A 15,991-nucleotide genomic window follows, 5' to 3' on the forward strand; every position below is an offset into this window, starting at 1 on the left:
GCCAGCTCAGACGTAGATGCGTGTCGGCGCTGCGTCGATGATCGCGTGCGGCACGAAGCGCGCGCTGTCGCGGGTGATCGCGCTGTCGTCCTCGCGGATGCCGATGCCGCAGGCGTGGTCGCCGATCACCCAGCTGCCGATCAGCGGATACCCGCCCTCGAAGCGGGGCAGCGGATGCGCACGCTGGATGATCGCCGGACCGGCATACGGGCCGTCGCTGCGCTCCACCCGGCCATCGGCCAGGTGCATCTCGATGTTGGCGCCTTCGCGCGAGAACAGCGGCTTGCGCACCCAGCCCGCGCCCAGCGTGCCGCCATCGTCGAAATGTGCTTCCAGCAGGTTCGGGTGCCCGGTATGGCGCTGCCACAGCAACGGCAGGATGCCCTTGTTGCTGAGCACCGCCTTCCATGCCGGTTCCAGCAGCTGCACGCCCGAACCCGGCAGTGCGCGGCCGAATTCCTCGGCCATCAGGTCTTCCAGCGGGTACAGCTTGAACAGCGTGCCGATCACCGTGTCATCCAGCGCGGTGAAGCGGCCATCCTCGGACAGGCCGATGTCTTCGATGGCGATGGGCGTGCCGTGCAACCCGGCCTGGGCGGCACAGTCGCGCAGGTAATCCACCGTGCCGCGATCTTCTTCCGACGCGCCCACCGCGCTGAAATACAGTGGCGGCGGCAGGGACGCGGTCAACTCGCCGAAGCGCTCCACCAGTGCCTCGTGCATGCCGTTGAACTGGTCGGCATGCTGCGGCAGCAGGCCGCTGTTGCGCTGGTCTTCCAGCCATTGCCACTGGAAGAAGCTGGCCTCGAACAGCGATGTGGGCGTGTCGTAGTTCAGCTCGTACAGCTTGGCCGGGCCGTTGCCGTCATAGGCCAGGTCCAGCCGCCCGTACAGGTGCGGCTGGCGCTGGTGCCAGCTCCCGGCGATCCAGTCACGGTAATAGGCCGGGATGGCCAGCTGGTCCATCAACCGTTCACTACCGATGACCTCGCCCACCAGGTCCAGCGCCATCTGGTGCAGCTCGGCGCTGGGGTCCTCGATGTCCTGCTCGATCTGGCGCAGGGTGAACGCGTAGTACGCGCGCTCATCCCAGTACGGTTGGCCATCGATGGTGTGGAAGCGGAAACCCGCTTCAGCCGCGCGTGCCCGCCACTGGGCACGCTCGGCAATACGGATGCGCTGCATGCCGGTATCAGCCGCCCACGCTGTTGCTGGAACGGGCGGTGCTGCTGCCACCGAAGCCGCCACGGCTGGCGGTGACCGCACGGTTGGGCTCGCTGCTGACCGGGGCCAGGCCGGCCTTGCCGGCGCCGATGCCGCTGGCGGTGTTCAGCCCGCCGCTGCCGCCCGGCGCCGAGCGCGCCCAGCCGGCGTTCTTGTCCTGGTAGGCCGGGGCCGCCGCCGGCTGCTGCGGGGCCAGCCCGCCGCGGTTGCTGAGCATCTGCGACATGAAGAAGCCCATCATCATCGGGCCGATGAACGAGGTACCGGCCGAGGTGTGCTGCTGCACGCACTGCTCGGGCTTGTAGTCCTGCTCGCAGGCTTCCTTGGTGGCGTACTTGGGCGCCGCGTCGGCAGCCTGCTTCTGCGCTTCGGCAAAGGCATTGCGGCAGGAAGACGGATCGCCCGTGGCTTCGGTGCAGGCCTGCACCGAGGTGTACAACCCCTCCTGCACCTTCACCTCCGGTTCCTTCTGGCAGGCGGTCAGCAGCAGCGGTACGGCGCTCATCAGCAGCAGGGAGGTGGTACGGGAACGTTTCATGGCCTCATGCCTCGGTCATCGGATCAACCGCCCAATGATGCCCCATCCACGCGGAAAACCCGAATCGGCAAAGCACGGAAGATGAACGTTGTTTCAGGAAGCCGCGCTGCCCGGTGGCACCAGGGCCCGCCCGGCAGGTGCCGCAGTCCGCGCGGTGGTTGCAAACGCAACCGAGAAAATGCGCCATGATCGGCCGACCCCCACGTCGTACGGCCCGCCCGTTCCGCCAGCCATGCCTGAATACCGCTCCCGCACCTCCACCGCCGGCCGCAACATGGCCGGCGCCCGCGCCCTGTGGCGTGCCACCGGCATGACCGATGGCGATTTCCACAAGCCAATCATCGCCATCGCCAATTCCTTCACCCAGTTCGTGCCCGGCCATGTGCACCTGAAGGACCTGGGCCAGCTGGTGGCGCGCGAGATCGAACAGGCCGGTGGCGTGGCCAAGGAATTCAACACCATCGCCGTGGACGATGGCATCGCGATGGGCCATGACGGCATGCTGTATTCGCTGCCCAGCCGCGAGATCATCGCCGATGCGGTGGAGTACATGGTCAACGCGCACTGCGCCGATGCGCTGGTGTGCATCAGCAACTGCGACAAGATCACCCCGGGCATGCTGATGGCCGCGCTGCGCCTGGACATCCCGGTGGTGTTCGTTTCCGGCGGGCCGATGGAAGCCGGCAAGACCCGGCTGTCCGAGCACAAGCTGGACCTGGTCGATGCCATGGTGGTGGCCGCCGATGACAGCGCATCGGACGAAAAGGTGGCCGCGTTCGAGCGCAGCGCCTGCCCGACCTGCGGTTCCTGTTCGGGCATGTTCACCGCCAACTCGATGAACTGCCTGACCGAAGCACTGGGCCTGTCGCTGCCCGGCAATGGCACCACGCTGGCCACCCACGCCGATCGCGAGGCGCTGTTCCGCCGCGCCGGCCGCCTGATCGTGGAGCTGTGCCACCGCTGGTACGGCGGCGAAGACCCACGCGCCCTGCCACGTGGCATCGCCACGCCGGCCGCGTTCGCCAACGCGATGACCCTGGACATCGCCATGGGCGGGTCCACCAACACCATCCTGCACCTGCTGGCCGCTGCGCAGGAAGCCGGCGTGGACTTCGACCTGACCCACATCGATGCGCTGTCGCGGCACGTACCGCAGCTGTGCAAGGTGGCCCCGAACACGCCCAAGTACCACATCGAGGATGTGCATCGCGCCGGCGGCGTGTACGGCATCCTGGGCGAACTGGACCGCGCCGGCCTGCTCGATACAAGTGTGCCCACCGTGCACAGCGCCACCCTGGGCGAAGCCCTGGACCGCTGGGACGTGATGCGCAGCGACAACGAAACGCTGCACACCTTCTTCAAGGCCGGTCCGGCCGGCATTCCCACCCAGCAGGCCTTCAGCCAGGCCACGCGCTGGCCGTCGCTGGACCTGGACCGCGCCGAAGGCTGCATCCGCGCCCTGGAACATGCCTATTCGCGCGAAGGCGGCCTGGCCGTGCTGCGCGGCAATCTGGCCGACGATGGCTGCGTGGTGAAGACCGCTGGCGTGGATGAATCGATCCACGTGTTCGAAGGCCGCGCACGCGTGTACGAGAGCCAGGACGCGGCGGTGGCCGGCATCCTGGCCGACGAGGTCAAGGCCGGCGAGGTGGTGGTGATCCGCTACGAAGGCCCCAAGGGGGGGCCGGGCATGCAGGAGATGCTGTACCCCACCAGCTACCTGAAATCGAAGGGGCTGGGCAAGCAGTGTGCGCTGCTGACCGACGGCCGCTTCTCCGGCGGCACCTCGGGCCTGTCGATCGGGCATGTCTCCCCGGAAGCCGCCAGTGGCGGCACGATCGGCCTGGTGCACGATGGCGACCGCATCCGCATCGATATTCCCGCCCGCCGCATCGACCTGCTGGTGGACGCCACCACGCTGGCGCAACGCCGCGCCGAGGCCGATGCGCGCGGCTGGAAACCCGTGCTGCCGCGCCCACGCAAGGTCACCAGTGCGCTGAAGGCCTATGCACTGCTGGCCACCAGCGCCGACAAGGGTGCGGTGCGCAATACGGCACTGCTGGGGGACTGAAGGCGCACCGGGGCCGGGTTCAGGCGGCCCTTCATGCCGCCGATCTGAACCCACCACAAACGGTGCCGCCGTTGCCCTGTGGTTGGCCAACCATCGGCACTCCCCGCCATGCAGGGGCGACCGCTACGGTCGCCGCCATGAACGCACGGACGCCCCGCCAACCCCTCATCGATGCCCTGCGCGGATTCGCGCTGCTGGGTGTCTTCCTGGTCAACCTGCGCTTTTTCTCGCTGGACGCGCTGCTGACTGAAACCGCCCAGCAGGGCCTGCCCCACCCCCTGCTGGACCAGGCCATCCGCACCAGCATGGAATGGCTGGTGGACCTGAAAGCCATCGCGCTGTTCTCGCTGCTGTTCGGCATGGGCGTGGCGATGCAGCTGGACGAGCGCCGGCCCGGCAGCGTGGCCGCGCACCTGCGCCGGATGGGCGTGCTGCTGCTGATCGGCCTGCTGCATTCGGCGCTGCTGTGGTGGGGCGACATCCTGTTGACCTATGCGCTGGTCGGCCTGCTGCTGCCGCTGTTCCGCCGCTTCAGCGACCGCGGCCTGCTGCTGGCCGGGCTGTTCTTCGCCTTGCTGCTGCCCCCGCTGCTGTCACCGTGGATCCGCGAGTGGGTGGCCCTGCTGACCCCGCGTGCGCAGATGAACGCGCAGGCGCTGCAGGCCCTGTCGGCCGGCAGCCTGGGCCAGGCGTGGTGGCACAACCTGCAGATGGCCGGCTGGCTGCGGCTGAGCAACTGGGCCCTGCTGCTGTTCGTGCTGGGGCGCTTCCTGCTGGGTTACTGGGCCGGCCGCCGTGGCGTGCTGCAGCAGCCGGCGCAGCACCTGCCACTGCTGCGCGGAATCGCCCTGTGGGGCCTGGTGCTGGCGGCGGTGTTCCTGTGGGTGGATACCAATGCGGACCTGCTCAAGCAGGCCTGGCCGGCGCTGCGCAGCGGCGTGCCCGGTTATCTGCTGCGCGTGTCCTACCGCGTGGCACCGCTGGCCCTGGGGTTGGCCGCCGCCGCGATCTTCACCCTGCTCTACCTGCGACCCTGGGCCGAGCGCGTGCTGCGCGTGTTCATTCCGGCCGGGCGCATGGCGTTGACCAACTACCTGCTGCAGAGCCTGATCTGCGTGCCGCTGTTTGCCGGCTTCGGCGCTGGCATCGGGCCCTGGCAGGGGCTGTGGCCGGTGCTGCTGGTGGCGGCGCTGGTGTTCCCGCTGCAGCTGTGGGCCAGCGCCTGGTGGCTGCGCGGCCACTACTTCGGTCCGGTGGAATGGGTATGGCGCAGCGCCAGCGAAGGCCGTGCCCTGCCGATGCGGCGCTGATCGGCCACGCCACCACCGCCTGCGCTATGGTGCGCATGGATCCAGGGACACGGAGGTTTCAATGATGCTCATCGCATTGGCCCTGGCAGCGGCCACCACCACAAGTGGACCGGCCGCGCCGGACTGCACCTTCGACCGGGCGGCGATGCTCGCACTGGCACCGGGCGCGTTCGACCAGGACCTGGCCGGCGGCTGGCGTCCCTTGGCCGACCGCGGCTGCAGGCGCGAAGCGGCCGACCTGCTGGCCGCCTACAGCGCATTGCCCAAGGCCGCCGGCAACACCACCATCATCTGGCACGAAGCCCAGCTGCGCGCCGAACTTGGGCAGACGGCGCAGGCCATCACCCTGATGCAGCGCAGCTACAAGCCCAACGATGGCACCGACCCGGGCTACTGGAACGCCTACGTCGATGGCACCCTGGCATTCCTGCGCCACGACCGGGCCGCACTGGAGCGCGCGCGCTCGGCATTGCTGGCCATTCCCCTGCCCGAGGCGCTGGCGGCGAACGTGAAGGAAGGTCGCTACCACTTCGTCACCGAAGGGGGCCAGGCGGTGGACATGCCCTGGCCGCCGAATCTGGACCGGCTCGACGGCTTCCTGCGCTGCTTCGACAAGCCCTACCTGCAGGCCTACAGCAGCGAGGAATGCCTGCGCCCCGCCGCCTTCTGAACGAGGCAGCCGCTGCCGGCCGTCAGCCGATCACGCGCTTGAACGGCGGCAGGGCATCGATGATGCGCTTGCCGTAGCGGCGGGTCAGCAGGCGCGAGTCGAGGATGATCACCCGGCCGGTATCGGTGGAGGTGCGGATCAGGCGGCCGGCGAACTGGGTCAGCGTGCGCAGCGCGTGCGGAATGGCGATCAGGTTGAAGGCATTCAGCCCGCGCGCCTCGAACCACTCGCTGAGCGTGGCGGTCTGCGGGTCGGTCGGTACCGCGAACGGCACCTGGGTGATCACCACCGTGGTGCAGGCCTCGCCGGGCAGATCGAGGCCTTCGCCGAAGGAATTCAGGCCGAACAGCACCGAGCCCTCGCCCGCGGCCACACGCCGCAGGTGCTCATCGATCAACCGCGTCTTGGACATCTCGCCCTGCACCAGCACCTGCCTGCGCTGCGCAGCCGGCATCAGGCCAGCGACCTTTTCCATCTTCCAGCGCGAGGTGAACAGCACCATCGAACCCTTCGTCCAGTCCAGCTCCTTGCCCAGGTAGCGGGCGACTTCGCGCGGATGGCCTTCGCGGTCGTCGGGCGTGACCGGGAACGGCGGCACGATCAGCTCGGCCTGGTTGGGCAGGTCGAACGGCGAGGACAGCGACACCATTTCCGCTTCTTCGGGAATGCCGTTATCGATCGCCAGCGACTGGAAATCGCCTCCGCCGGTCAGCGTGGCCGAGGTCATGACCACCGAGTCGACCTCATCCCACAGCAGTTTGCGCAGCACGTGCGCGGCCGACACCGGCGAGCCGTGCAGCACCAGGTCGCCATCGCGGGTGGCGGTGACCCAGCGCGCCATCGGCGGTGCGCCGTCCTTGTCCTCGCGCCGCCAGGCCTGCCACAGCCCGTACTGCTGCTCGATCATTTCCAGCGCCATGCCCAGATTGCGCTGCAGGCGCTCGCGCGCCGGATCATCGGGCTTGCCCTTGGCCACCTGGCTGGTAGCGGCATGGGCCCAGTTGTAGAGACTGCGGGTGTCGTCGGCCAGCGCCTCGATCGGTTCGCGCCACGCCTCGGGCAGGCGCCCGTTGGCCGCGCGCCACATCGGTTCCTCGTCGGCCGGTGCCGGCATCCACACCGCCTCGACGTGGTCACGGAAGGCACGCAGCTGCTTGGCCACGTTGCTGGCCACATCGATGGCCTCGTTGGGCAGCAGGTTGCCCAGCCGGTCCTTGTCCACCGCACGGTAGGCGCCGGCGATCAGGATCTGCAGGCGGCCGGTGCGCTTGGCCATCTCGTCCAGGGCCAGGCTGGCCGCGCCCTGGTCGATGGCCACGTTGCCGATGTGATGGCCTTCGTCCAGCACCAGCAGCATGTCCGACGGCGGGGCGATCATCGGCTGGCCGTTGTCGCTCTCGCCGATGGACAGCGCCGACAGCAGCAGGGCGTGATTGGTCACCACGATCTGCGCATCGCGCACGACGTTGCGCGAGCGCAGCACCGCGCACTGCGCCGAATAGGCACAGCGGCGGCCCGCACAGGCCGAGGCCGGCGTGGTGATGCGGCTGCGCAGCCCCGGGCTGATGGTTTCCGGTGCGTTGTCGATGTCGCCGTCCCAGGTGCCGCCGGTGAAGGCATCGGTCAGGCGCTTGGCGATATCCATTTCGATCGGTGCCAGCGGCCGGTCGAACAGCGGCTGCTCATCGTCGAACATGCCGCCCTGCGCGCCTTCGCCCTGCGCTTCGGCGGCGTTGCGCGTGCACAGGTAGCGGGTGCGGCCCTTGGCCAGCGCCACCGTGGCGTCCAGGCCGGTGGCCTTGAGGAAGTTGGGAATATCGCGCTCGACCAGCTGCGACTGCAGCGCCACGGTGCCGGTGCTGATCACCAGCTTCTTCTTGCTGGCCAGCGCGATCGGCACGCCGGCGGTCAGGTAGCCCAGGCTCTTGCCGACGCCGGTGGGGGCTTCGACCACGCCCACGCCACCGCTTTTCGAGAGCGCACGCGAGACCACGCCGATCATCTGGCTCTGCGAGCGGCGGGTGGCGAAGCCGGGGGTATTGGCCTGCAGCGCGGTGTAGGCCTTGCGGATCGCGTCCTTCAAGGCATCGTCGAGCTGGCGGGGGGCGGCGACGGTTTCGCTCACGCCGGAAACTACCGTGGCTGGATCAGGCCGGCCATTGTCGCATGGCCGGCCAGCGCTACCGTGGCGCGATGGCTGAACAGGGTCAGTGCCGTCGTGCCACGTCCAACGCTGCCTGTACGGTCAGCGCGACGGCGTAGCCTGTTGCCTGAGCAGGCGGACCAGCGCCCAGATCACCAGCACCAGGCCGAACGCATCCAGCAGGCCCAGGCCGAAGTGGCCAATGCCCAGCAGCGCACTGAGGCGGCTGATCGAGCCGAAATCACCGGACTGCACCAGCCAGATCGGCAGCACCGACAGTACCAGGCTGCCAAGGCTGGCCACCGCCAGCAGGGCCAGGCCGGCCAGCGCCCCGGTGCGGACATTGCTGCGCGGGGCCGTGACCACCCAGACCAGGCCGATGGTGATGGCGATCAGCGCCGGCAGGCGCACGCCGATCAGGCTGAGCATCGACAACAGCAGCGAGCTGTCCATGGCTCAGTCCTCCCCGGCCAGGCTGCCCGCACCGGCACGCAGCTGCGCGTAGACCGCATCGGTCTGCGGGCGCACGCCATGCCACTGCTGGAAGCTTTCGGCGGCCTGTTCCACCAGCATGCCCAGGCCATCGACGGTGTTGCGGCACTGCGCCGCGCGCGCCCAGGCCAGGAAGGCGATCGCGGCCTCGCCGTAGTTCAGGTCCACGGCGGTGGTCAGCGAATTGACCAGCGACAGCGGCAGCTTGAACTCGTTGGCACGGTCGCGGCCGGCCGAGGTGGCGTTGAGGATCAGTTCGAAGTCGCCCAGTTCACGCAGGTCTTCCCAGTACCGGCTGATCGCGCGGCCCGGCTCGCCCATCGCATCGATCAGCGCATCGGCGCGTTCGGGGGTGCGGTTGACCACCACCAGTTCCAGGATGCCGGCATCCAGCAGCGCCGGCGCCACGCTGCGGGCCGAGCCGCCGGCACCCAGCAGCAGCACGCGGCGCCCACGCAGGTCCAGGCCGTGGCGGTCGGTCAGGTCGCGCACCAGGCCGATGCCATCGGTGGTGTCGCCGTGCCAGCGCTCGCCCTTGCGCAGCAGGGTGTTGACCGAACCGGCACGGCGCGCGCGCGCGGTCAGCGTGGTGCACAGCGCGAACGCGGCTTCCTTGTGCGGCAGGGTCACGTTGGCGCCCACGCCGCCCTCGCCTGCGAAGGCCTCCAGGCCGGCCAGGAACGCATCCGGCGCCAGGTCGATGGCCCGGTAATCGACCGCGATGCCTTCCTGGCGACCGAACGCCGCATGGATCTGCGGCGACTTCGAATGGACGATGGGGTGTCCGAAGACGGCGTAACGATCGGTCATGGAATCCTCAGGCTGGCTAGACTGCACGCTTTCCTGCAAGGAACCGGACGATGCGGACCGCCCTCCCCCTGCTGGTGCTCGCCGCCAGTCTACTCCCCCCCCCCGTGGCGGTGGCGTTGAATGAGTACGGCATCGAAGGCATGGGCGTGGTGTCCACCCGCGCCGAGGAAGGCCGCGCCTCACTGAGTGCGGACGGCCAGCGCATCGTGTTCGCCCGTCGTGGCGAACAGGGCTGGGCGTTGTGGCAGGCCCGCGTGGTCGACGGCCGCTGGCAGCAGGCCCAGGCGCTGGCGCTGGGCGTACCGGGTGAAACACGCGATCCCTACCTCAGCCACGATGGCCGCTGGCTGCTGTTCGCCGCCGGTGGCGAGGGCCGCTGGACCCTGCACCGCGCGGCGCTGCAGGCCGATGGCACGCCCGGCACGGCCGAGCCGTGGACCGGCGATGGTGGGCGCCGCGCCGAACGCGGGCCGGCCCTGAGTGCCGATGGCCGCTCGCTGCTGTTCGCCCGCCAGCAGGGGCACGGCGCAGGCTGGGATCTGTTCGTGGCTCCGGTCACGGCCGATGGCCAGCGCGGGCCCGCGCGTGCGCTGGACGCGCTCAACAGCGTCGACGATGAAACCGATGGGGATTGGCTGGGCAGCAATGGCGCGGTGGTGTTCACCCGCGTGCGGGGCGACCACGCGCAGGTCTGGCAGAGCGACTGTGCATGGCAGGGTGACTTCCTGCAGCCGTTGCGCCTGTCGTTCAACATTGAAGCGGGTTTCACCGCCGCACCGGTGATCGACAACGCCAAGCCCGCCGAGCTGCTGCTGACCAGCAGTTCCGCGAAGGCGCCACGCGCCGGCAGCGTGGATGTCTACCGCATGGCCGCGCCGAAGGTGGCAGCGGTGGCGGCGTGCGTGCGGTGATCCAATAGAACAGCAGTCGACTGACAGTCGACTCTACCGGTTCAGGCAGCCGTGCTTGGTCCGCGCGGCCGAGCCAGTACCTGGGCCCGCTGCTGTTCGTAGTCCGTTTCGCTGATGCGGCCGTTGTCCTTGGCCTGGTTCAGTGCGGCCAGCTCAGCCTGCACGGCCTCGGGCAGCGCCTGTTCGCGGGCCACGTGCCTGGCCGCCGACAGCTGCTCCGGCGCGCGCCTGCCGGCACGCCAGGCGGCAATGAACACGCCCACGATGATGGCCCCGAACACCAGCGTGCCGGTGCCCCAGATCAACCATTGCATCCAGCCCATTTCGGGTGCCATCACGTGTTCCTCGCTTGATCGTGGGCGCTATTGTCAGCGCTCACGCAGCCAGCGCGCCACCTGCGGCGCGAAATAGGTCAATACGCCATCGGCACCTGCGCGTTTGAAGCCCATCAGCGACTCCAGCACGCAGGCACGTTCATCCAGCCAGCCGTTGGCGGCCGCAGCCTTGAGCATCGCGTACTCGCCGCTGACCTGGTAGGCGAAGGTCGGCACGCCGAAGGTGTCCTTGACCCGCCGCACCACGTCCAGGTACGGCATGCCCGGCTTGACCATCACCATGTCGGCGCCCTCTTCCAGGTCCAGCGCGATCTCGCGCAGGGCCTCATCGCCGTTGGCCGGGTCCATCTGATAGGTCTTCTTGTCGGCCTTGCCCAGGCTGCCGGCACTGCCGACCGCATCGCGGAACGGGCCGTAGAAGGCCGATGCGTATTTGGCCGAGTAGGCCATGATGCGCACGTTGATGTGGTGATCGGCATCGAGCGCGCGGCGGATGGCACCGATGCGCCCATCCATCATGTCCGACGGCGAAATGATGTCCGCGCCCGCTTCGGCATGCGACAGCGACTGCTTGACCAGTGCTTCGACGGTGATGTCGTTGAGCACGTAACCGGTGTCGTCGATGATGCCGTCCTGGCCATGGGTGGTGTACGGGTCCAGCGCCACGTCGGTCATCACGCCCAGTTCCGGGAAGCGCGACTTCAGCGCGCGGATGGCGCGCTGTGCCAGGCCATCCTCGGCCCAGGCGGCGGCGGCATCGAGCGATTTCTGCGAGGCATCGAGGACCGGGAACAGGTCGATCACCGGAATGCCCAGTTCCAGCGCCTCTTCGGCCACCTTCAGCAGTTCCTCGATGGACAGCCGCTCCACCCCCGGCATCGACGGCACCGCCACGCGCCCGGCCCGTTCGTGCACGAACACCGGGTAGATCAGGTCATCGGTGGTCAACGTGTTCTCGCGCATCAGCCGACGCGAGAACGCGTCATGGCGCATGCGCCGCGGGCGGTAATGGGGATGAGGCATGGCAGGCTCCGGGGAGTGGCTATTGCAGCAGGTAACCCTGCGGCAGCAGGGGGTCGGGCAGGGGACGCTGGCCGAGCGCATCGAGCTGGTCGATCTCGATGGTGCGTACCAGGGCATCGAGCGGCAGGTCGTTGGGCTCCAGGCCGAACGGGTCTTCCATTTCCTCGCCCAGCTGGTCCAGGCCGAAGAAGGCATAGGCCAGCACCGCCGACAGCACCGGCGTGGCCCAGCCCAGCGAGCTGGCCAGGCCGAACGGCAGCAGCACGCAGAACATCCACGCGCAGCGGTGCAGCAGCAGGGTGTAGGCGAACGGCAGCGGCGTGCTGAGGATGCGCTCGCAGCCGGCCTGGATGGAGGACATCGCATGCAGGCGCTCTTCGAACTGCGCATACAGGATGGGATCGAGCGTGCCCGCGCGCAGGGGCTGCACCAGCTCGGCGCCGATCATCGCCAGCAGGGCATCGGGAACGTTCTGGCGCTGGGCCAGCACCGCCCGCTGCGCCTCGTCCAGCCACGGCACCGCCGCCAGCGCCACATCACGCCCACGCAGGCGGGCGGCCAGGGCATGGGCGAACGCCGTGGCCAGATAGGCCACGCGCTGCCGGCGCGGGCCGTCGTCAGGCAGCAGCAGCTGCAGCTGGCGGGCCAGCGAGCGCGACTCGAACACCAGCTGCCCCCACAGCTTGCGGCCTTCCCACCAGCGCTCATAGCAGGCGTTGTTGCGGAAGCTCAGGAAGATCGACAGCACTAGGCCGAGCAGGGTGAACGGCGCGGCGGAAATGCGCTCGATGCCCGGCGGGCGGGCCAGTTCCACCACGGCAGCCACGGCGATGGCCAGCACCAGGATCGACAGCACCTTCGGTGCCACCGCCGGGACGATGGAGCCGCGCAGGATGTACAGCAGTTGCCAGCCGTGGGGGCGGGGACGAATGATCATCGGAACGGACGCGCCGGGCGCAGGTGCACACGCGCGGGACACCCGCGCAACGGCTCATTGTACGCCTGCACCGGCACCCCGCCCGCGCACCTGCGACAGGCGGTCGCACCCGTGCACACGGCTCAGATCACGCCGCCGCCCAGGCTCAGGCGGATGATGCCCACCACCACCACGATGCCGTTGAGGACCAGGCCGGTCCAGGCACGGCCACGCTTGCTGGGGTGGGTGAACAGGATGCCCAGCGCGGCGATGACCGCACCGACGGCAGCGAAGGGAATCAGGAACCAGTTGCCCCAGCCCAGCAATGGAATCAGCGCCAGGATCATCCACACCAGCGCCAGCACGCCCCACAACAGACTGATCACGCCCACGCCCTGCTCCCACGGTTGGCCTGCCCCCACCTTAGCCGTTCCACCGGCCGGCGCAAACCCGCCGCCGGTACGGCCCGGGCCAGCGTCGCGGCGACCTCACCCGGGGCGTGCTAGCGTGCATCCACGCCCACGCCAGCCCGCGTTGGCGCCTATTCAGACGGCCCCACCGATGATCCCAACCAGTCCCAAGGGGTACCTGCCATGAAACTTCGATTGGCCGCCGTGGCGGCCGTGGTGCTCGCCGCCGCTGGCTGTGCCAGCACGTCCAAGGTGATGCTGGGCCAGGCACGGCCGCCGGTGGACCCGGCGCTGGTGCAGGTCTATTCCACGCCGCCGGCCGGGTCGGTGGAAATCGCCCAGCTCGAATCGGCCTCGGCCGTGGGCTTCGGCACGCAGGGCCAGACCGATGCGGCCCTGGCGCGGCTCAAGCGTGAAGCCGCTGCGCTGGGGGCCAACGGCGTGGTGCTGATGGGCGTGGGCAGCAGTGGTTCGCCGGTCGGCATGTCGGTCGGTGCCGGCAGCTACGGGTCGCACGTCGGCGGTGGCCTGGGCATCGGCATTCCCACCACGCAGAAGCGCGCAGCCGGTGTGGCCATCTGGGTGCCGAACCCGCCGCCGCCGCCGCGCCTGCCGACGCAGACCATCACCCCGCCACCGCAACGATAACGTGGATAGCGCCGGGCACGGCCCGGCGCTACCGTGATGGCCGCCGGGCGTACCCGGCGCCGGGATCACTTGTACTTCGGCACGAACTGCTGCTGCACGGCTTCGGCCAGCTGGTCCGGCGGCAGCAGGCCCTGGTCGAGCAGGAAGTTGTTGAACGCCAGGCGGTCGAACTTCGCACCCAGCGCCAGTTCGGTCTGCATGCGCAGTTCCAGGATGCGCGTGTAGCCATAGAAGTAGCTGCCGGCCTGCCCGGGCATGCGTACCGTGTAGCGGTCCAGCTCCTGCGTGGCCATGGCCTTGGACAGGCCGACCTGGTCCATCAGCACGCGCTCGGCATTGGCGCGCTCGATCAGGCCCAGGTTGAGCATCGGGTCAAGCATGGCGCGCGCTGCGCGCAGCAGGCGGAACTGCAGTGCGATCAGCTGCCCTTCCAGCGGCTCGTACGGCACCATCTCCGCTTCGGCGTACAGAGCCCAGCCTTCCACGTTCACCGAGTTGAACGCGAACATGCTGCGTGCCAGCGACACGCCCCGTTCGACCATGGCGGTGAACTGCAGTTCGTGGCCCGGGCGGCCTTCATGCGCGCTCAACGTCCATGCTGCGGCACCGAAGTTGAAGTCATCGTACTGTGCGCCCGCACCCGCGGCCGGGTTGCCCAGCGGCAGCACGAACGTGCCCTGCTGCCCGGTGTTGTTGACCAGCGGTGCCGGCAGGAAGTGCGGCGCGGGGCTGGCCGCGCTCTCGGCGGCCGAGCCCAGGCGCATCTGCATGGCACGCTGCGGCACATCCACGATGCGGTGTTCGCGGATCAGCGGATCGATCGCATCGATCACCTTGCGGTAGTGGCCTTCCAGCTGGTCGTCGGCGATCTTGTCGGCCTTCAGCGCGCGGATCACCGCCACCGGGTCGGCCGCATCGGCCACCTTCAGGCCCTTGGCCTGCACCACCAGCGGCGCCAGCTGGGCCATCGCCGAGCGGGTCTCCATGAATTCCAGCTGCGCGCGCTGCATCAGCAGCTTCGGATCGATATCGATGCCCACCTGCTTGAGCTGGTAGGCATACAGCGGTGCCGGCAGGCGGGTATCGGTACGCGCCTTCGGCAGCACCTGCGCACGCGTCCAGGCCGCGTAGTCCTTCAGCTGCCCGGCCAGGGTCTTCATCGCCGCCTCGCTGCCGGCGATCTGGTACTTGGCCAGCAGCTTCTCGATGCCCTGGACGTAGGTATCCACGTTGTCCAGCGACTGCTGCACTTCGATCTTCGTCGGCTGCAGCAGGCTGCCATCCTTCAACCGCTCTTCGTAGCGCTGGCGTGCCAGCGTGGTGAGGGCGGTGGTGCCCGGCTGCAGGCCGGCATAGGCCTTCAGGCGGTCCAGCGCCTTGGCGCGGCGCTCGGCCGGCACCTGGTCGGACAGCAGCAGGTTGAGGCCGCTGAACACGGTCTGCGGGGCGTCGCTCCACGGCAGCAGGTACTTCTCGTTGAGTTCGCTGCCCTCGATGTTGCGGCTGGCGGCCTGGATCAGGATCTCCAGGTCCTGGCGCACATTGGCATCCTTTTCCACCGCCAGCTTGGCCTGCAGTTCGCTGCGTGCCTTGGCCATCGCCGCGCGGTAGCGCTTGCCGTTGTCCGGGCCGAGGTCGGCCACCTTGTCGTCGTAGCCGGGCACACCGAAGAAGCCGGTTTCCTCCGGCTGGAACGGGCCCTGCGCGTCGAGCAGGATCTGCGCCAGTGCATTGCTGCGGGCCACCCAGGCCGGGCTGGCCGGGGCCGCCTTGGCGGCCGGTGCCGCCAGGGCCGGCGGGGCGGACAGCAGCGGGGCGGCAGTCAGGGCCAGGGCAACGGCCAGCGCGATCGGCTTCATGGGGCACTCCAGGAAAGGGTTGCCAGCACCCTACGCGCTCAGCGGGTGCAGGACAATCTGCGGGAGGTCATGGCCGATGCGCCGGCCACGGCGCACAGGCGCCGCCGCGTCCCCTACAGCGCCACGCAGCCACCGCCTTCACGGCATGCGCGCAGCGCGCATTCCTGCGCGGCTTCTTCATCGTCAAGCGCGCTCAGATCATAGGTCTGGCGATCGTGGCCGAGCACGTACACCACCGGGTAGTCCCACAGACCATCGCTGCGGCTGGCCTGCACGAACAGCTGGCCCTGGCGCTGCGGGCCCTGCAGCGGTACGACCAGGGCGACATCACGGCGGCCATCCAATGCCGTCTGCATGCTGCCGATGGGCAGCCAGCCCGCACGCAGCGGCTCGCCGAAATCGGCCACCAGGTCGATGCTGCAACCGGCGCGGCGCATGGCTTCCTGCATCGGTGGGCTGGCGTGAGCACTGATGTGCCATCGCCACAGCGTCCAGCCACCGGTCGCCCCCGCGCTGGCTACCACCAGCACCACCGCCAGCGGCATGGCCCAGCGCCAGTGGCGCTGCCACCATCCCCGGCCACGGGCGACGTGCTGCGGAATCGGCGGAGGCAGTGGCATCGTCGGGCTCC

The 15,991-nt window shown here is 69.1% G+C and carries 16 protein-coding genes; 5 read left to right on the plus strand and 11 right to left on the minus strand.

Annotation, left to right across the window (positions count from 1 at the left end; genetic code table 11):
* Nucleotides 1-6: 6 nt before the first annotated feature.
* Nucleotides 7-1,185: a glutathionylspermidine synthase family protein gene (locus tag Q9R17_RS07400; RefSeq protein ID WP_308157777.1), complete on the minus strand. Its 1,179-nt coding sequence runs from the start codon at nucleotides 1,183-1,185 to the stop codon at nucleotides 7-9.
* 7 nt (nucleotides 1,186-1,192) lie between these two features.
* A complete protein-coding gene (locus Q9R17_RS07405) occupies nucleotides 1,193-1,762 on the minus strand; it encodes a DUF1190 domain-containing protein (RefSeq protein ID WP_308157778.1) in 570 nt (189 codons plus the stop codon).
* Between the two features lie 232 nt (nucleotides 1,763-1,994).
* Here Q9R17_RS07405 and ilvD point away from each other — a divergent pair, with 232 nt between their 5' ends.
* From ilvD to Q9R17_RS07420, 3 genes are all read left to right on the plus strand, one after another.
* Nucleotides 1,995-3,833, plus strand: coding sequence for a dihydroxy-acid dehydratase (ilvD, locus tag Q9R17_RS07410; RefSeq protein ID WP_308157779.1), 1,839 nt, complete (start codon nucleotides 1,995-1,997; stop codon nucleotides 3,831-3,833).
* Nucleotides 3,834-3,970: 137 nt separating this feature from the next.
* Entirely contained in the window at nucleotides 3,971-5,143 is a 1,173-nt protein-coding gene (locus Q9R17_RS07415; protein WP_308157780.1) for a DUF418 domain-containing protein, read from the plus strand.
* Between the two features lie 64 nt (nucleotides 5,144-5,207).
* A complete protein-coding gene (locus Q9R17_RS07420; RefSeq protein WP_308157781.1) occupies nucleotides 5,208-5,813 on the plus strand; it encodes a hypothetical protein in 606 nt (201 codons plus the stop codon).
* 22 nt (nucleotides 5,814-5,835) lie between these two features.
* Here Q9R17_RS07420 and dinG read toward each other — a convergent pair whose 3' ends face one another.
* From dinG to aroE, 3 genes are all read right to left on the minus strand, one after another.
* A complete protein-coding gene (gene dinG, locus Q9R17_RS07425; protein ID WP_308157782.1) occupies nucleotides 5,836-7,938 on the minus strand; it encodes an ATP-dependent DNA helicase DinG in 2,103 nt (700 codons plus the stop codon).
* A 120-nt stretch (nucleotides 7,939-8,058) separates the two neighbouring features.
* Entirely contained in the window at nucleotides 8,059-8,409 is a 351-nt protein-coding gene (locus Q9R17_RS07430; protein WP_308157783.1) for a hypothetical protein, read from the minus strand.
* A gap of 3 nt (nucleotides 8,410-8,412) precedes the next feature.
* Complete coding sequence (gene aroE, locus Q9R17_RS07435) at nucleotides 8,413-9,258, minus strand: shikimate dehydrogenase (RefSeq protein WP_308157784.1); 846 nt, start codon at nucleotides 9,256-9,258, stop codon at nucleotides 8,413-8,415.
* Nucleotides 9,259-9,308: 50 nt separating this feature from the next.
* On the opposite strand from aroE, the gene Q9R17_RS07440 reads away from it, so the two are divergent.
* Nucleotides 9,309-10,169 carry a hypothetical protein gene (locus tag Q9R17_RS07440; RefSeq protein WP_308157785.1) on the plus strand — a complete coding sequence of 287 codons (861 nt, stop codon included), beginning with the start codon at nucleotides 9,309-9,311 and terminating at the stop codon, nucleotides 10,167-10,169.
* Between the two features lie 41 nt (nucleotides 10,170-10,210).
* Here the strand turns inward: Q9R17_RS07440 and Q9R17_RS07445 are convergent, their stop codons facing one another.
* The 4 genes from Q9R17_RS07445 to Q9R17_RS07460 all read right to left on the minus strand — a co-directional run bounded on the left by Q9R17_RS07445 (nucleotide 10,211) and on the right by Q9R17_RS07460 (nucleotide 12,829).
* Nucleotides 10,211-10,504 carry an SHOCT domain-containing protein gene (locus tag Q9R17_RS07445; RefSeq protein WP_308157786.1) on the minus strand — a complete coding sequence of 98 codons (294 nt, stop codon included), beginning with the start codon at nucleotides 10,502-10,504 and terminating at the stop codon, nucleotides 10,211-10,213.
* A gap of 33 nt (nucleotides 10,505-10,537) precedes the next feature.
* On the minus strand, nucleotides 10,538-11,527 hold the full coding sequence (gene hemB, locus Q9R17_RS07450) for a porphobilinogen synthase (protein ID WP_308157787.1): 990 nt from the start codon (nucleotides 11,525-11,527) through the stop codon (nucleotides 10,538-10,540).
* 19 nt (nucleotides 11,528-11,546) lie between these two features.
* Nucleotides 11,547-12,464, minus strand: a complete 918-nt coding sequence (locus Q9R17_RS07455; RefSeq protein WP_308157788.1) for a bestrophin family ion channel — start codon at nucleotides 12,462-12,464, stop codon at nucleotides 11,547-11,549.
* Nucleotides 12,465-12,586: 122 nt separating this feature from the next.
* Nucleotides 12,587-12,829, minus strand: a complete 243-nt coding sequence (locus tag Q9R17_RS07460) for a hypothetical protein (RefSeq protein WP_308158305.1) — start codon at nucleotides 12,827-12,829, stop codon at nucleotides 12,587-12,589.
* A 207-nt stretch (nucleotides 12,830-13,036) separates the two neighbouring features.
* Here Q9R17_RS07460 and Q9R17_RS07465 point away from each other — a divergent pair, with 207 nt between their 5' ends.
* Nucleotides 13,037-13,501 (plus strand): hypothetical protein, encoded by a 465-nt coding sequence (locus tag Q9R17_RS07465; protein WP_308157789.1) that lies wholly within the window; start codon nucleotides 13,037-13,039, stop codon nucleotides 13,499-13,501.
* Between the two features lie 65 nt (nucleotides 13,502-13,566).
* Here Q9R17_RS07465 and Q9R17_RS07470 read toward each other — a convergent pair whose 3' ends face one another.
* Nucleotides 13,567-15,360 (minus strand): DUF885 domain-containing protein, encoded by a 1,794-nt coding sequence (locus Q9R17_RS07470; protein WP_308157790.1) that lies wholly within the window; start codon nucleotides 15,358-15,360, stop codon nucleotides 13,567-13,569.
* Between the two features lie 113 nt (nucleotides 15,361-15,473).
* Complete coding sequence (locus tag Q9R17_RS07475; RefSeq protein ID WP_308157791.1) at nucleotides 15,474-15,980, minus strand: cytochrome c oxidase assembly factor Coa1 family protein; 507 nt, start codon at nucleotides 15,978-15,980, stop codon at nucleotides 15,474-15,476.
* Nucleotides 15,981-15,991 lie beyond the last annotated feature (11 nt).

The sequence above is a fragment of the Stenotrophomonas sp. 24(2023) genome (assembly GCF_030913365.1).
Classification (GTDB): Bacteria; Pseudomonadota; Gammaproteobacteria; order Xanthomonadales; family Xanthomonadaceae; genus Stenotrophomonas.

Bases quoted from the DNA above. Each gene is read 5' to 3' on its own strand.
- Q9R17_RS07400 (WP_308157777.1), bottom strand. From the start codon at position 1,185: ATGCAGCGCATCCGTATTGCCGAGCGTGCCCAGTGGCGGGCACGCGCG.
- Q9R17_RS07405 (WP_308157778.1), bottom strand. From the start codon at position 1,762: ATGAAACGTTCCCGTACCACCTCCCTGCTGCTGATGAGCGCCGTACCG.
- ilvD (WP_308157779.1), top strand. From the start codon at position 1,995: ATGCCTGAATACCGCTCCCGCACCTCCACCGCCGGCCGCAACATGGCC.
- Q9R17_RS07415 (WP_308157780.1), top strand. From the start codon at position 3,971: ATGAACGCACGGACGCCCCGCCAACCCCTCATCGATGCCCTGCGCGGA.
- Q9R17_RS07420 (WP_308157781.1), top strand. From the start codon at position 5,208: ATGCTCATCGCATTGGCCCTGGCAGCGGCCACCACCACAAGTGGACCG.
- Q9R17_RS07430 (WP_308157783.1), bottom strand. From the start codon at position 8,409: ATGGACAGCTCGCTGCTGTTGTCGATGCTCAGCCTGATCGGCGTGCGC.
- aroE (WP_308157784.1), bottom strand. From the start codon at position 9,258: ATGACCGATCGTTACGCCGTCTTCGGACACCCCATCGTCCATTCGAAG.
- Q9R17_RS07440 (WP_308157785.1), top strand. From the start codon at position 9,309: ATGCGGACCGCCCTCCCCCTGCTGGTGCTCGCCGCCAGTCTACTCCCC.
- Q9R17_RS07445 (WP_308157786.1), bottom strand. From the start codon at position 10,504: ATGGCACCCGAAATGGGCTGGATGCAATGGTTGATCTGGGGCACCGGC.
- hemB (WP_308157787.1), bottom strand. From the start codon at position 11,527: ATGCCTCATCCCCATTACCGCCCGCGGCGCATGCGCCATGACGCGTTC.
- Q9R17_RS07455 (WP_308157788.1), bottom strand. From the start codon at position 12,464: ATGATCATTCGTCCCCGCCCCCACGGCTGGCAACTGCTGTACATCCTG.
- Q9R17_RS07465 (WP_308157789.1), top strand. From the start codon at position 13,037: ATGAAACTTCGATTGGCCGCCGTGGCGGCCGTGGTGCTCGCCGCCGCT.
- Q9R17_RS07470 (WP_308157790.1), bottom strand. From the start codon at position 15,360: ATGAAGCCGATCGCGCTGGCCGTTGCCCTGGCCCTGACTGCCGCCCCG.
- Q9R17_RS07475 (WP_308157791.1), bottom strand. From the start codon at position 15,980: ATGCCACTGCCTCCGCCGATTCCGCAGCACGTCGCCCGTGGCCGGGGA.